At 49.7% G+C, this 13,752-nt stretch carries 14 protein-coding genes and 1 pseudogene; 11 read left to right on the top strand and 4 right to left on the bottom strand.

Going from position 1 to position 13,752, the window contains the following annotated elements:
• Positions 1–45 precede the first annotated feature (45 nt).
• The 3 genes from tehA (at position 46) to ACH0VJ_RS01640 (ending at position 2,466) form a co-directional block, all read left to right on the top strand.
• Positions 46–1,059: a dicarboxylate transporter/tellurite-resistance protein TehA gene (gene tehA, locus ACH0VJ_RS01630; RefSeq protein WP_001243999.1), complete on the top strand. Its 1,014-nt coding sequence runs from the start codon at positions 46–48 to the stop codon at positions 1,057–1,059.
• Positions 1,046–1,642, top strand: coding sequence for a tellurite resistance methyltransferase TehB (gene tehB / locus ACH0VJ_RS01635; protein WP_000218277.1), 597 nt, complete (start codon positions 1,046–1,048; stop codon positions 1,640–1,642). The genes tehA and tehB overlap by 14 nt, the downstream gene beginning before the upstream one ends.
• Positions 1,643–1,797: 155 nt before the next feature.
• Entirely contained in the window at positions 1,798–2,466 is a 669-nt protein-coding gene (locus tag ACH0VJ_RS01640) for a DUF3313 domain-containing protein (protein ID WP_001259027.1), read from the top strand.
• Between the two features lie 53 nt (positions 2,467–2,519).
• On the opposite strand, the gene ACH0VJ_RS01645 is transcribed toward ACH0VJ_RS01640, so the two are convergent.
• Positions 2,520–3,698, bottom strand: a complete 1,179-nt coding sequence (locus ACH0VJ_RS01645) for a benzoate/H(+) symporter BenE family transporter (protein ID WP_001238490.1) — start codon at positions 3,696–3,698, stop codon at positions 2,520–2,522.
• A gap of 91 nt (positions 3,699–3,789) precedes the next feature.
• Between ACH0VJ_RS01645 and ACH0VJ_RS01650 the strand changes: the two genes are divergently transcribed.
• Together ACH0VJ_RS01650 and ACH0VJ_RS01655 are read left to right on the top strand one after the other, a co-directional pair.
• Complete coding sequence (locus ACH0VJ_RS01650; protein ID WP_000369538.1) at positions 3,790–4,326, top strand: helix-turn-helix domain-containing protein; 537 nt, start codon at positions 3,790–3,792, stop codon at positions 4,324–4,326.
• 78 nt (positions 4,327–4,404) lie between these two features.
• Positions 4,405–6,369: a U32 family peptidase gene (locus tag ACH0VJ_RS01655; RefSeq protein WP_001249764.1), complete on the top strand. Its 1,965-nt coding sequence runs from the start codon at positions 4,405–4,407 to the stop codon at positions 6,367–6,369.
• On the opposite strand, the gene ACH0VJ_RS01660 is transcribed toward ACH0VJ_RS01655, so the two are convergent.
• Positions 6,370–6,600, bottom strand: a complete 231-nt coding sequence (locus tag ACH0VJ_RS01660; protein WP_000956438.1) for a DUF2554 family protein — start codon at positions 6,598–6,600, stop codon at positions 6,370–6,372.
• A 273-nt stretch (positions 6,601–6,873) separates the two neighbouring features.
• Positions 6,874–7,824: an SPI-2 type III secretion system effector SifB gene (gene sifB, locus ACH0VJ_RS01665; protein ID WP_001122930.1), complete on the bottom strand. Its 951-nt coding sequence runs from the start codon at positions 7,822–7,824 to the stop codon at positions 6,874–6,876.
• 536 nt (positions 7,825–8,360) lie between these two features.
• Between sifB and ACH0VJ_RS01670 the strand changes: the two genes are divergently transcribed.
• The 5 genes and pseudogenes from ACH0VJ_RS01670 to patD all read left to right on the top strand — a co-directional run bounded on the left by ACH0VJ_RS01670 (position 8,361) and on the right by patD (position 13,172).
• Positions 8,361–8,759: a hypothetical protein gene (locus tag ACH0VJ_RS01670; protein ID WP_000747895.1), complete on the top strand. Its 399-nt coding sequence runs from the start codon at positions 8,361–8,363 to the stop codon at positions 8,757–8,759.
• Positions 8,760–8,791: 32 nt separating this feature from the next.
• Positions 8,792–9,023, top strand: a pseudogene (locus tag ACH0VJ_RS01675) (hypothetical protein).
• Between the two features lie 258 nt (positions 9,024–9,281).
• Positions 9,282–10,052, top strand: a complete 771-nt coding sequence (locus tag ACH0VJ_RS01680; protein ID WP_000237706.1) for a M15 family metallopeptidase — start codon at positions 9,282–9,284, stop codon at positions 10,050–10,052.
• Between the two features lie 135 nt (positions 10,053–10,187).
• Positions 10,188–11,612 carry a GntR family transcriptional regulator YdcR gene (gene ycdR / locus ACH0VJ_RS01685; protein WP_000760698.1) on the top strand — a complete coding sequence of 475 codons (1,425 nt, stop codon included), beginning with the start codon at positions 10,188–10,190 and terminating at the stop codon, positions 11,610–11,612.
• A 114-nt stretch (positions 11,613–11,726) separates the two neighbouring features.
• Positions 11,727–13,172: an aminobutyraldehyde dehydrogenase gene (gene patD / locus ACH0VJ_RS01690; protein ID WP_000158088.1), complete on the top strand. Its 1,446-nt coding sequence runs from the start codon at positions 11,727–11,729 to the stop codon at positions 13,170–13,172.
• A gap of 104 nt (positions 13,173–13,276) precedes the next feature.
• Here the strand turns inward: patD and yncL are convergent, their stop codons facing one another.
• Positions 13,277–13,372 carry a stress response membrane protein YncL gene (yncL, locus tag ACH0VJ_RS01695; RefSeq protein ID WP_001103198.1) on the bottom strand — a complete coding sequence of 32 codons (96 nt, stop codon included), beginning with the start codon at positions 13,370–13,372 and terminating at the stop codon, positions 13,277–13,279.
• Positions 13,373–13,570: 198 nt separating this feature from the next.
• Between yncL and ACH0VJ_RS01700 the strand changes: the two genes are divergently transcribed.
• Positions 13,571–13,744 carry a GhoT/OrtT family toxin gene (locus ACH0VJ_RS01700; protein ID WP_000171943.1) on the top strand — a complete coding sequence of 58 codons (174 nt, stop codon included), beginning with the start codon at positions 13,571–13,573 and terminating at the stop codon, positions 13,742–13,744.
• Positions 13,745–13,752: the final 8 nt, after the last annotated feature.

Genomic DNA, 13,752 nt, shown 5'->3' on the forward strand with positions numbered 1-13,752 from the left:
AATTCCATAAAATGCATTTCAAATATACTTTATAAATTAAACAAAATGCGTAATCACAAGCAGAGCGATCGCGTGCTCAATTTGCCTGCGGGCTATTTTGGCATCGTCCTTGGCACTATCGGTATGGGATTCGCCTGGCGTTATGCCAGCCAGATATGGGCAATAAGCCACTGGCCCGGCGACATCATGGTGATCCTGGCGATGATTATTTGGGCACTCTTGACCCTGGCGTTCCTTAGCCGTCTGGTGCGCTTTCCCCATAGCGTGATGGCTGAAGTGCGACATCCGGTAATGAGCAGTTTTGTCAGCCTGTTTCCCGCCACCACGATGCTGGTCTCGATCGGTTTCGTTCCCTGGTATCGCCCGTTGGCCGTTGCGCTATTCAGCGTGGGGGTCGTCATACAACTGGCGTATGCCGCCTGGCAGACGGCGGGGCTTTGGCGCGGAGCGCATCCGGAAGAAGCGACAACCCCAGGACTTTATCTGCCCACGGTAGCGAATAATTTTATCAGCGCTATGGCCTGTGGAGCGCTCGGTTACAATGATGCCGGACTGGTGTTTTTAGGCGCAGGCGTCTTTTCGTGGTTAAGTCTGGAGCCGGTTATTTTGCAGCGACTGCGTAGCTGCGGCGAATTACCGGCGGTGCTGCGTACGTCGCTGGGTATCCAACTGGCGCCCGCGCTGGTCGCCTGTAGCGCCTGGCTGAGCGTCAATGGCGGGGAGGGCGACACGCTGGCGAAAATGCTATTCGGCTACGGTCTGTTACAACTTTTATTTATGCTGCGATTAATGCCCTGGTATTTATCACAACCGTTTAATGCTTCCTTCTGGAGTTTTTCGTTCGGCGTTTCCGCGCTGGCGACCACGGGGTTACATCTTGGTCACGGTAGTGAATCAGGGCTTTTCCATATTCTGGCCGTCCCGCTGTTTATTTTCACTAACGCTATTATCGCCTTATTGCTGGTTCGTACATTTCTATTGCTGGTGCAGGGGACGTTGCTTATTCGCACTGAGCGCGCTGCACTGTTGAAAACGGAGGAAAAAAATGACCGTTCGTGACGAAAATTATTTTACTGAGAAATACGGATTAACCCGCACGCATTCGGATGTGCTGGCGGCGGCAAAGGTTGTCGCGCCGGGCCGAACGCTGGATTTGGGATGTGGCAATGGCCGCAATAGTCTGTATCTGGCCGCGAACGGTTATGACGTTACCGCGTGGGATAAAAATCCGGCCAGTATGGCTAACCTTGAGCGTATTAAAGCGGCAGAGGGGCTGGATAATCTGCAAACCGACATTGTCGATCTGAATACATTGACCTTTGACGGCGAGTACGATTTTATTCTCTCGACGGTGGTTATGATGTTTCTTGAGGCGCAAACCATTCCCGGTTTAATTGCCAATATGCAACGCTGCACAAAAACCGGCGGGTATAATTTGATTGTTGCGGCAATGGATACGCCGGACTTTCCCTGTACGGTGGGATTCCCGTTCGCTTTTAAAGAAGGCGAATTACGCCGCTATTACGAAGGATGGGACATGCTGAAATACAACGAAGATGTCGGCGAGCTTCACCGCACGGACGAAAACGGCAACCGTATCAAACTGCGCTTTGCTACGATGCTGGCGAGAAAAACGGCCTGAGCGATGCAAGTTCTGTAAGTCTCGCAGCGTTCGGCATTTTTTTGTCGGGCGCCGCGTTCAAATTGTGCTGTCGTTACCATTTTTAGTGCATCCAGAATGATTTCGTTTTGCTATTATTTCCTTTGCATCATTGCGAAGACTAAAGGGATCGTTTCATGCGTACTCATACTTTATTTAAAGTTGCAGTGCTTACTGGCTTGCTGGCGTTATCCGGCTGTGCGTCTAAAGTCACACAGCCGGATAAGTATTCTGGATTCTTAAAAAATTATTCGGACCTGCAGGAAACTACCTCCGCCACGGGAAAACCGGTGTTGCGCTGGGTAGATCCACATTTCAATGACTCTAACTATGATAGTATTGTTTACAATCCGATAACATACTATCCCGTCCCCAAACCAACGACCCAGGTCGGGCAGCAAGTTCTTGATAAACTGCTGGCTTATACGAACACTAAAGTAAAATCAGCAATTGAACAGCGCAAACCGCTGGTCACGACGCCAGGGCCGCGCAGTTTGATTTTCCGCGGGGCGATTACGGGCGTGGATACCAGCAAAGAAGGGCTGCAATTCTATGAGGTGATCCCTGTAGCGCTGATTGTGGCGGGCACGCAAATGGCGACAGGCCACCGGACCATGGATACCCACCTCTATTTTGAGGGTGAGCTGATAGATGCCGTGACCAACAAGCCGGTCGTCAAGGTAGTACGTCAGGGTGAAGGTAAAGACCTGAGCAATTCCAGTACGCCAATGGCGTTTGAGACGTTGAAACAGGTCGTGGATGATATGGCGACGGATACCTCTATGTTTGACGTTAACAAAAAATAATTCTGCGGCGCCATCGCAAGATGGCGCAAACCCCGGCAGATTAGCGGTCACCATCAGCCAGACAACGATGGGCGGCGCGTTCTCGTTAATACTGCGTAGCCTATTCCGCCAACGATCAACCCCCAGAATGCCGATCCGATGCCCATCAGCGTTAGCCCGCTGGCGGTGACGAGAAATGCGATAACTGCCGCGTCACGCTCACTTTCGTGGGTAAGCGCCTGATACAGGCTACCGCTAATCGTACTTAACAGTGCCAGACCAGCCAGCATTTGCACCCAGCTAACCGGCAGGGCGACCATCAGCGCGGTTATCGAACCGCCAAACCACCCGGCAAGTAAATAAAAAACGCCTGCGGCGGCGGCCGCTAACCAGCGACGCGTTGGATCGGGGTGTGCGTCCGGGCTTTGACAAATGGCGGCTGTAATGGCGGCAATGCAGATAGAATAAACGCCAAATGGCGAAAGCAGCAGCGCCAGCAACCCGGTAAAAATCATTAACGGAGAGACAGGAAGCTGATAGCCAGACGCCTTCATTGTGGCGACGCCGGGGGCGTTTTGCGATGCCATCGTCACCAGGAAGAGCGGTACCGCGACGCTCAGGCTTTGAGCGAATGAAAAGTGGGGGGGAACGAAGGTGGGCCACACCGGCGCGAAATGAATACCGCTCATCGCCACCTTACCCTGGATGAGCGCCACCGTTATTCCCATCACCATGGCAGCAATAATGGCATAGCGGGGCGCGAATACTTTAAAGAGTAGCCACGCCAATAGCATACCGCCGCACATGACAAACTCTCCGTTGAGCGTCCCGAACGCCTGCAGGCCGAAGCGTAGCAGTATTCCCGCCAGCATTGCGGCGGCAAGAGAATGGGGGATTATCCGCATCAAACGCGCAAACAATCCCGTGACGCCGCACAGCACAATCAGGGCATTGGCGACAATGAATATGCCCACGGCGTCTGGCAACGATAATCCCTGAAGCCCTGTCACCAACAGAGCGGCGCCAGGCGTTGACCAGGCGGTTAAAACCGGCGCACGATACCACAAGGTTAACGTTAGTGTGCTTATGCCCATGGCTATACCGAGGGCAGTCATCCAGCCGGCGATCTCTGCGGGTGTTGCGCCAGCGGCAATCGCCGCCTGCCAGATAATGGCGGCGGAACTTGCATAGCCGACCAAAACGGCGACCAGACCAGATAATACAGTAGGTAACGGCAGTGATAACAGACGCATGATCGCCTCTTGTGCGTTATAACGGTCAGTCAATGTAGCATTGTGCGTTATAGCGTACAAGTGATACGCTATGGTCTTACAGGGGGGGAAAATGGATAACCTGACACACTATCTGGCGACCACGTTAAGAATGTTACGCCATCAGCGAGGCTGGAGTTTATCGCGTCTGGCGGAGATCTCCGGCGTCTCAAAAGCCATGTTGGGGCAGATAGAGCGTAATGAATCCAGCCCGACAGTCGCAACGCTGTGGAAAATTGCGACGGGCCTGAACGTTCCATTCTCAGTGTTTATTTCGCCTCCGCAGGCCGAATTTCCTCCGACCTTCGATCCCCAGCAGCAAGCGATGGTAATCACACCGCTGTTTCCGTGGGACCCTGAACTCTGTTTTGACTATTTTTCTCTATTGCTGGCGCCTGGCGCGGTCAGCGAATCAACGCCGCATAAAGCCGGCGTTGTCGAACATGTGGTGGTGATTCAGGGTCGGCTGGACATGTGTACTGGTGGGGTATGGCAAACCATAGACGCCGGTAAAGGATTGCGTTTTGCCGGTGATATGGCGCATACCTATCGCAACAGCAGTGACCAGACGGTTCATTTTCACTCGCTGATCCATTACCCGCGTGATTAAGCGGGAAAACTATTTCGTTAGTTTGCGCTTCTGACTACAATAGCCGCCATTTCGCTGCTATTGGATAAGAAAGACTGTATGCGCCAGCAACCTCACTATCTCGAATTGTTAAGTCCGGCCCGTGACGCCGCAATTGCTCGCGAAGCGATTTTGCATGGCGCAGATGCCGTCTACATCGGCGGACCCGGTTTTGGCGCACGTCATAACGCCAGTAACAGTCTGCGCGATATCGCCGATCTGGTCCCGTTTGCTCACCGTTACGGCGCCAGGATTTTTGTCACGCTGAATACTATCCTGCATGATGATGAGCTGGAGCCCGCGCAGCGGTTAATCACCGATTTGTACAACACCGGGGTAGATGCGCTGATTGTGCAGGATATGGGCATTCTGGAACTGGATATCCCGCCGATTGAGCTTCACGCCAGTACACAGTGTGATATTCGCAGCGTGGAAAAAGCGAAGTTTCTTGCCGATGTCGGTTTTTCACAGATTGTACTGGCGCGCGAGCTTACTTTGAGTCAGATAGCGGCTATTCATCAGGCTACTGACGCCACGATTGAGTTCTTCATTCATGGCGCGCTGTGTGTCGCTTATTCTGGGCAGTGTTATATCTCTCATGCGCAAACCGGGCGCAGCGCCAATCGGGGCGACTGTTCGCAGGCCTGTCGTTTACCGTATACGTTAAAAGACGATCAGGGGCGGGTGGTCTCTTACGAAAAACATTTGCTATCGATGAAAGATAACGACCAAACGGCTAACCTCGGCGCGTTGATCGATGCAGGCGTACGTTCCTTCAAGATTGAAGGGCGCTATAAAGACATGAGCTATGTCAAAAACATCACCGCGCATTATCGTCAGATGCTGGACGCGATTATCGAGCAACGTGGCGATCTGGCGCGTGCGTCGGTTGGTCGGACCGAACACTTTTTTGTTCCCTCCACGGAGAAAACCTTCCATCGCGGCAGCACCGACTATTTTGTTAACGCGCGTAAAGGTGATATTGGCGCATTTGATTCACCAAAATTTATTGGCTTGCCGGTAGGTGAGGTGCTGAATGTGGCGAAGGATTATCTCGACGTAGAAGCTACGGAGCCGTTGGCGAATGGCGATGGTCTGAACGTGTTGATTAAGCGTGAAGTGGTAGGTTTTCGCGCCAATACGGTGGAGAAAACCGGTCATAACCGCTACCGCGTTTGGCCAAATGATATGCCTGCCGACCTGCATAAAGTCCGTCCGCATCATCCGTTGAATCGTAATCTGGATCATAACTGGCAGCAAGCGCTGACAAAAACCTCCAGTGAGCGCCGTGTGGCGGTTGATATCATGCTGGGCGGCTGGCAGGAACAGCTTATTCTGACGCTGACCAGTGAAGACGGTGTCTGCATCACGCATACGCTTGACGGGGTATTTGAGGAAGCCAACAACTCTGAAAAAGCGTTGAATAACCTAAAAGCCGGACTGGCGAAGCTGGGACAGACGCCTTACTACGCGCGTGATATGCAGGTGACATTACCGGCGGCGTTGTTCGTGCCAAATAGCCTGCTCAATCAGTTCCGTCGGGAGGCGATTGATATGCTTGACGCGGCGCGGCTGGCCCATTATCAACGAGGTCGTCGGAAACCCGTGGCGCAGCCTGCGCCGGTCTATCCGCAAACGCATCTCAGCTTTCTCGCTAATGTCTACAACCACAAAGCGCGGGAATTTTATCACCGTTACGGCGTACAATTGATTGATGCGGCCTATGAGGCGCATCAGGAGAAGGGCGAGGTACCGGTCATGATCACCAAACACTGCCTGCGTTTTGCGTTCAACCTTTGTCCTAAGCAGGCGAAAGGAAATATTAAGAGCTGGAAAGCCACGCCGATGCAGTTGGTGCATGGCGATGAAGTACTGACGCTAAAATTCGACTGCCGCCCTTGCGAAATGCATGTCATTGGCAAAATTAAAAACCACATCTTAAAAATGCCCCAGCCCGGCAGCGTTGTCGCTTCAGTGAGCCCTGAAGCGCTGATGAAAACGCTGCCGAAGCGTAGGGGCGTTTAATTAACGAAAATAGCTCTCTGGTTTGCGCGATTTCTGCCAGTTGTGGTGCTCGCGCAAGCCTTCCGCTGATTCTTCCGCTGCCGCCCGTAATTCATCGCTGTCGGCTTCGTGTCTAAGCTGGTGCCCTCCCGTCGCAAACCATACGAACGCGTGGTCTTGCTGTTTCGCCAGTAACTGGCCTGAAAACAGCGCACAGGTCAGTAAAACTACTGATAACGTTTTTGTAAGCATCATGCCACCTTCCAGTTACGTCGTGAGGCTATGATGCCAATAATTTCTTTGAGTTATTATTCCACACTTCAAATTAGCGAAAACGGTTTGTCAATAAGTGCGATAAGTTGTATGAGAAAATATACTTATACTCAGTATGTCAATTATAAAAATAACGAGCCAATTCGTTCCATAGTAAATCCATTATTCCCTGGGAGTATATATTTAAAGTTATTGTATTAGATGGTTTTGGTATTGCCAGGGGATTGTAAATCCATACTATTTATGGTGTGATCAACTCTGGTGATGAGCCTCATTTTTTGTTGTTTCAACGAGTGAAGATAAATCTTCAGAAAAAAGGCTGTTATGAACTTGTAGCGCTACATATTCAGTAAGCTCGTTTAAACATAGCAGGCCATGAGAGGAACTTTCTTCCAGCATATTCATTAGTATCTCATTCTTAAACAAACATGAATAAACAATTTGAGTAACTGAGCTTTGTGCATAATTTGGTTCAAACGCTGCATTCTTTAAGTTAGTATTCTCAATAACCTTTGCGGCTATTTTGTTTTTGATAGCGTCGTCAATAGCTGTTACACCTGCCTGGGCGATGCCCAGATTAATCCTGGAGGAGATGGCGGCTTTTCTTTCCTGTTCCTTCCAGTCACATAAATTACCCTTTTCTGCCATGGCGATAAGCGTCTCTTCTATATTTTTCAGGTCAACGGGAAATGTTATACCGCCGGATAGCGAGAGTTGTAACCGCTCAGGGAACAAGCAACATAGCGGTTCACAAACATAAGTGCTAGCTTTTATATTAATATCAGAATATCTTTTCAGGTGGGCAGACTGAGTATCAACACAGAGCACTGTTCTATTCATTATCTCATAATAGTAGTGATCCTGACGTATCATAATGCATAACGGAATATCTTCGCCATCTTTAATACAGAGATTTGTATATTGACACTCAGCATCTTTATAGTGCTGAAAATGGAAATTTCCTCTGCATGACGGTGATGATAATTCATATAACTTGCAAAATAAATCAAATAAACGTTGCGCGTCAGGCGGAGAGGCAACATCACATAATTCCTTTATATATTGATCGGCAGCGGATCTTCGCGTGTCACAAAAAAAATCTTTAATCTTTTCCCATAGTAACGTAAAGAAAGAGCGTTGAGAGATGGCACTTTGAGAAAACATCTCACTCTTTAAAAATCCTCTCCCGATAGTAATTGGCATAATGTAGACCACAAGTGATTATATGATACTTCATTACTGGAATAGGTGGTATTCGAAATATTATCCCATGTTGCCCATCGGTTTGCCTATCGGTGAAACACCTGATTTTTGCTTTGTCCTGAACCGTCAACATTATTGTTCAATTGTTCAAATCGACCCGTAGCTTTAGTCATGCCCACGCCTCCTGGCCATGAAATATGTCAGATAAAACGAATGAAAGTAAAACGGTTTTCTTAATTCTCACATCATCATGTACTATGAGTAATGATTAATTACGCACTATATTATTTTTAGAGAAAGTAAATAGTTGCTCAACCGTGTAGAAATTGTCTTATAAGAAGTTAAACTAAAAGTATTATTAGGCTAACAACAATGAGATGTTTAGCGGTAGGGCAGAAGGCCAATACTGATAGTGCTTATGATATAAATACCTTACTCTTTAGTTTTTGTCTTAATTATATTTGTTGTAACGATTAGCTGACGGCTTTATTTCCAATTGGGCGATAAAATTATAAAAACCTGCGAGGAGGCTCAAAATGAAGAAATCAGATGGTGAAATTCACGAAAAGACAGCATCCTGGGGCATTTTGCAGTCAGAATGGCTAAGGAAATGTGGACGGCTATTATTGCTGTTACTTTACCGTTTCGTTATCGGATGGGCTTTTTTTCAGTTACTTGCCATGATCGTGGCAGGGATATTTTTGTTAGGCATCTTATTATTTCATCCCATAATATTTGTACAGACTATCGCAATTACTGAGAAGTTAAATCATGCTTCGCTTGATTTATGGCATATCCTTAAGTTATGCCTATGGCATTACGGTATCATCGCAGGGTTTATTTTTATGGCGGAGTGTACGTTAAGTAAAAGTATACGGCAGGTTCAGCGCTTGTCCAAAAAATTTGGGGCACAGGATTTTTCTTCACGCCCGTGATCCGCCGCTGCAACCTGCGGTCTTACTGAATAATGGCTATGACCAGCAGACCGAATTATCTCGGTTCGAGGGGGATTCTATGTGTTTGCACAACTGCGGTGAATCGTAATTTCAGATGCATTATCGCCGACAATTGACGCGTTCCTCACTAATTGCCTTCCTGACTATATAGTGGTCTTATCTTTGGCGAAACAATGTTATTTAGTTATGGAAGGCGACAACAACTGTACTACTGATTATCAAATAACCTTTCTGGTCAGGTAGACTCGCCTTTGTGAAAACACATCGTTATCTGTGTTCCTGGGACACACTCCCTTGCCGCCTTTAAGCAACTCGAATTATTTTGGGTATAGAACAGGCGGCGTCATGGTCGTATAAGCAAAATATAAACTCTCCGTTTGTGATAAGGCACAGATTACAGGGGGAATGATGTTTATTTTAACCATCTGTTTAAGCGCTGTCCGCTAATCTTTACCTGCTCAAATACATAATCGCCCCTGTGACTCTCGCGAGGTGTAACATATGGTAAAATGCGTATTTTCTTTCCTCCTGTTCAGCCTGTTGTCCGTTCAGGCAATGTCAGCTGAAAACCATATTGATCTCCACCAGCCAAAAGACTTTGTCGATATTACTACGGTCGCCCCCGACGTACAGGTAGACATGCGATACTTCACTTCCCATAACTTTATTGGTCGCCCCATTAAAGGCTATAACGCGCCTGTTTGCCTGTTAACACGACCAGCCGCGAACGCACTAAAGCAGGTCGCCGATCGTTTACGCCCCTTCGGACTTACCTTAAAAATATATGATTGCTACCGTCCGCAAAGCGCAGTGAACGACTTTATCGCCTGGGCCAAAGATCCTTCTCAAAACCAAATGAAAAACGAATTTTATCCGCAGGTAGAGAAAAATCGTCTGTTTGAGGAAGGTTATCTTGCCGCCAGATCCGGCCACAGTCGGGGAAGTACGCTTGATCTAACGATTGTTCCACTCGACAGTAAAATACCAATATACGATCCCGGACGACCACTGGTGAATTGTACTGCGTCCGCGGCGCAACGCTCGCCAGATAATAGTCTGGATTTTGGTACCGGCTTTGACTGTTTTAGTCCGTTATCCCATCCCGATAATGTCATGCTTACCGCTCAGCAACGCGCAAATAGGTTGTTATTACAAACGTTGATGCGTGATGCTGGCTTTACGCCACTGGATACCGAATGGTGGCACTTCTCCCTTACTCATGAACCATACCCGAACACCTGGTTTGACTTTCCCGTTAAGCAGAGACCCTGAAACGGCGTTTTGTTGCGAAATCTAATCATTACGCCTGTTGGAAAGCACCATAACAGTTAGCAAATCATTGTTAATTTTAACAACTGATATACACTGCGGTTGCCACCTGCAAGCAGCGCTCAATGAGAACGAATAATGAAAAAATATCAACGTCTGGCGGAGCAAATTAGAGAACAAATCGCCTCTGGCGTTTGGCAGCCCGGCGATCGATTACCCTCGCTGAGGGAGCAGGTCGCCAGTAGCGGCATGAGTTTTATGACTGTCGGTCATGCGTACCAGTTGCTGGAAAGTCAGGGACGGATTATCGCCCGTCCGCAATCCGGTTATTATGTCGCGCCGCATCCGGTTTGTCGGTCAGTCGCGACGGCAGCGCACGTTATTCGGGATGAAGCCGTAGATATCAATACCTATATTTTTGAGATGCTGCAGGCCAGCCGTGATACCTCAGTGGTGCCTTTTGCTTCAGCGTTTCCCGATCCGCGCCTGTTTCCCTTGCCGCAATTGAACCGCTCTCTGGCGCAGGTCAGTAAAACCGCGACGGCAATGAGCGTCATCGAAAACTTGCCGCCAGGTAATGCAGAATTGCGCTATGCGATAGCACGCCGTTACGCGCAGCAGGGGATTACCGTTTCTCCTGACGAGATTGTCATTACCGCCGGCGCGCTGGAAGCGTTGAATCTTAGTTTACAGGCAGTGACGGTGCCGGGAGACTGGGTGGTGGTGGAGAACCCCTGTTTCTACGGTGCGCTACAGGCCCTGGAGCGATTGCGCCTGAAAGCGTTGTCGATACCCACCGATGTTAAAGAAGGTATCGATCTTATGGCGCTGGAACAGGCGTTACAGGAATATCCGGTGAAAGCGTGCTGGTTAATGACCAACAGCCAGAATCCGCTAGGATTCACGCTGAGTGCTGAGAAAAAAGCGCGGCTGGTCGCGTTACTCACGCACCATAACGTGACGCTAATTGAAGACGATGTTTATAGCGAACTCTACTTTGGCCGCGAGAAACCTCTGCCTGCCAAAGCATGGGATCGTGACGATACCGTGTTGCATTGTTCGTCTTTTTCCAAATGTCTGGTTCCCGGTTTTCGCATTGGCTGGGTTGCGGGAGGAAGCCATGCCAGACAAATTCAGCGTTTGCAGTTAATGAGCACATTATCCACCAGTTCCCCCATGCAATTGGCGTTAGTGGATTATCTCTCGACACGTCGATATGACGCGCATCTGCGTCGATTGCGAAGGCAGCTTGCCGAACGTAAACAGCAAGCCTGGCAAACCCTTTTGCGCCATCTCCCGGCGGAAGTAAAAATTCACCATAACGATAGCGGTTATTTTCTTTGGCTGGAGCTACCTGAGCAGCTTGATGCCGGTGAACTTAGCGCCAAAGCGCTTGAACACCTTATCAGTATCGCGCCGGGGAAAATGTTTTCAACGTCCGGCGCCTGGACGCGTTTCTTTCGTTTTAACACCGCATGGCATTGGGGAGAACGGGAAGAACAGGCCGTAAAACAGCTTGGCAGCCTGATTCGCGAGATGCTGAGCGCTAAAAGCCTTGTGTGAGGTGGAATGCGTGTCAGCTCACAACCTGACTAAATTTCCCGAGTGTGCCGGGTGAGCATCTGGCGCGCCGTCTATTTTTAGGAAAGCGGCGGCCCGTTCGCCGGAAATCGATTAATGACGATATGGGAAAATGCTATGCAATATCAATTACTGATTAATGGCGTGCTGGTGGACGGCGAGGGAGAAAGGCAGTCTGTTTATAACCCGGCGACAGGCGAGGTCATACTTGAGATTGCGGAAGCGTCGCCCGCGCAGGTTGACGCCGCAGTGCTGGCCGCCGATAGCGCGTTTGCCGAATGGGGGCAGACCACACCCAAAGCACGGGCGGAATGTCTGTTAAAACTGGCGGACAGCATCGAGCAAAACGCCCTTGAGTTCGCCCGGCTTGAATCGCAAAACTGCGGTAAGCCTTTGCACTGCGTAATTAATGATGAAATTCCGGCAATCGTGGATGTCTTTCGCTTTTTTGCCGGCGCGGCCCGTTGTTTGAGTGGGCTGGCGGCGGGCGAATATCTGGAAGGACATACGTCGATGATCCGCCGGGATCCGATTGGCGTGGTTGCCTCTATCGCGCCGTGGAATTATCCGCTCATGATGGCGGCCTGGAAGCTGGCGCCAGCGCTGGCGGCAGGTAACTGCGTGGTGATTAAGCCTTCTGAAATCACGCCGCTGACGGCGCTTAAACTTGCCGCGCTGGCGAAGGATATCTTTCCGCCGGGGGTGCTCAATGTCCTGTTCGGACTAGGGCAGACTGTTGGCGATGTATTGACCGGTCATGAAAAAGTACGCATGGTCTCTTTAACCGGTTCTATCGCGACCGGGGAGCATATTCTGCGCCATACTGCGCCAGCGATAAAACGTACGCATATGGAACTCGGTGGTAAAGCCCCGGTGATTGTTTTTGATGACGCCGATCTGGATGCGGTGGCGCAGGGCGTCCGGACTTTCGGTTTCTATAATGCCGGACAGGATTGTACTGCGGCGTGCCGTATATACGCGCAGCGCGGTATCTATGATGCGCTGGTCGAAAAGCTGGGGAACGCGGTGAGCAGCCTGAAAATGGGCGCGCCGGAGGATGAGTCGACAGAGCTGGGGCCGTTAAGTTCGCTGGCGCACCTGAAGCGCGTCACAGCGGCTGTAGAGGAGGCGAAGGCCCTCAGCCATATCCGTGTGATTACTGGTGGAAGTCAAACGGAAGGTAAAGGTTACTATTTCGCTCCGACGTTGCTGGCAGACGCAAAACAGGAAGATGCCATCGTGCAACGCGAGGTCTTCGGCCCGGTGGTCAGTATAACCGTCTTTGATGATGAAGATCAGGTTCTGAGGTGGGCCAACGATTCTCGCTATGGTCTGGCATCCTCCGTCTGGACTCAGGACGTCGGGCGGGCGCACCGGCTTAGCGCCAGATTGCAGTATGGCTGTACCTGGATTAATACCCATTTCATGTTGGTTAGCGAAATGCCGCATGGAGGGCAAAAACAGTCGGGATACGGCAAAGATATGTCATTGTATGGTCTGGAAGACTACACCCTTGTCCGCCACATCATGGTTAAGCATTAAGGATCATTTACTGTTCAGAAAAATCGTGAAAAAATAGGCGGGTGTCGGCGGAGAGGGGGACCTCCCCGCCAACATGCGCAGCAAGTACTCAAAGGTTGAACACCTCAAGCAAACCAGCCGAATCTCAACGAGATCAGACCCAAAAGTCCTGCAGCAGCAAAGACATTAATCAGCACGACGGTTTTACTGGAAACATTCATTTTCGCCACCTTTCATCATAACCCCTATGGGTATAGTACGGGTTGGCGAGATCCGCAATAATACGTAAACAGGATATTCTGTGAGCGGAGCCGTGCATTGAGAACGTTTTGCTGTTAAGGCTGATAAACCTTGATGTGTGTCAAATAAAAAGAGCATATTGCGCGCGTTTTTTCCTCTGGTTGGCGCGGATGCCTGATATGACCCTCTTTCAAAAGATATTAATTTTTTACGCCGTCATGGCGGTGATATCATCCCTGATCACCTGGTTTTTGACTCATGACAAAAAACGAATTCGTTTCCTGAGCGCCTTTTTGGTTGGCGCGACATGGCCGATAAGTTTCCCCGTCGCATTGCTGTTTTCGCTTTTCTGACCTCAAGC

It is taken from the genome of Salmonella sp. 2020_1459 (assembly GCF_043847915.1).
Classification (GTDB): domain Bacteria; phylum Pseudomonadota; class Gammaproteobacteria; order Enterobacterales; family Enterobacteriaceae; genus Salmonella; species Salmonella enterica.

What these genes read in the sequence shown, in the direction of transcription:
- tehA (WP_001243999.1), top strand. Translation starts at nt 46, where the DNA reads ATGCGTAATCACAAGCAGAGCGATCGCGTGCTCAATTTGCCTGCGGGC.
- ACH0VJ_RS01670 (WP_000747895.1), top strand. Translation starts at nt 8,361, where the DNA reads ATGAAGAAATCAGATGGTGAAATTCACGAAAAGACAGCATCCTGGGGC.
- ycdR (WP_000760698.1), top strand. Translation starts at nt 10,188, where the DNA reads ATGAAAAAATATCAACGTCTGGCGGAGCAAATTAGAGAACAAATCGCC.
- sifB (WP_001122930.1), bottom strand. Translation starts at nt 7,824, where the DNA reads ATGCCAATTACTATCGGGAGAGGATTTTTAAAGAGTGAGATGTTTTCT.
- ACH0VJ_RS01640 (WP_001259027.1), top strand. Translation starts at nt 1,798, where the DNA reads ATGCGTACTCATACTTTATTTAAAGTTGCAGTGCTTACTGGCTTGCTG.
- yncL (WP_001103198.1), bottom strand. Translation starts at nt 13,372, where the DNA reads ATGAATGTTTCCAGTAAAACCGTCGTGCTGATTAATGTCTTTGCTGCT.
- patD (WP_000158088.1), top strand. Translation starts at nt 11,727, where the DNA reads ATGACGATATGGGAAAATGCTATGCAATATCAATTACTGATTAATGGC.
- tehB (WP_000218277.1), top strand. Translation starts at nt 1,046, where the DNA reads ATGACCGTTCGTGACGAAAATTATTTTACTGAGAAATACGGATTAACC.
- ACH0VJ_RS01680 (WP_000237706.1), top strand. Translation starts at nt 9,282, where the DNA reads ATGGTAAAATGCGTATTTTCTTTCCTCCTGTTCAGCCTGTTGTCCGTT.
- ACH0VJ_RS01700 (WP_000171943.1), top strand. Translation starts at nt 13,571, where the DNA reads ATGACCCTCTTTCAAAAGATATTAATTTTTTACGCCGTCATGGCGGTG.
- ACH0VJ_RS01650 (WP_000369538.1), top strand. Translation starts at nt 3,790, where the DNA reads ATGGATAACCTGACACACTATCTGGCGACCACGTTAAGAATGTTACGC.
- ACH0VJ_RS01660 (WP_000956438.1), bottom strand. Translation starts at nt 6,600, where the DNA reads ATGCTTACAAAAACGTTATCAGTAGTTTTACTGACCTGTGCGCTGTTT.
- ACH0VJ_RS01645 (WP_001238490.1), bottom strand. Translation starts at nt 3,698, where the DNA reads ATGCGTCTGTTATCACTGCCGTTACCTACTGTATTATCTGGTCTGGTC.
- ACH0VJ_RS01655 (WP_001249764.1), top strand. Translation starts at nt 4,405, where the DNA reads ATGCGCCAGCAACCTCACTATCTCGAATTGTTAAGTCCGGCCCGTGAC.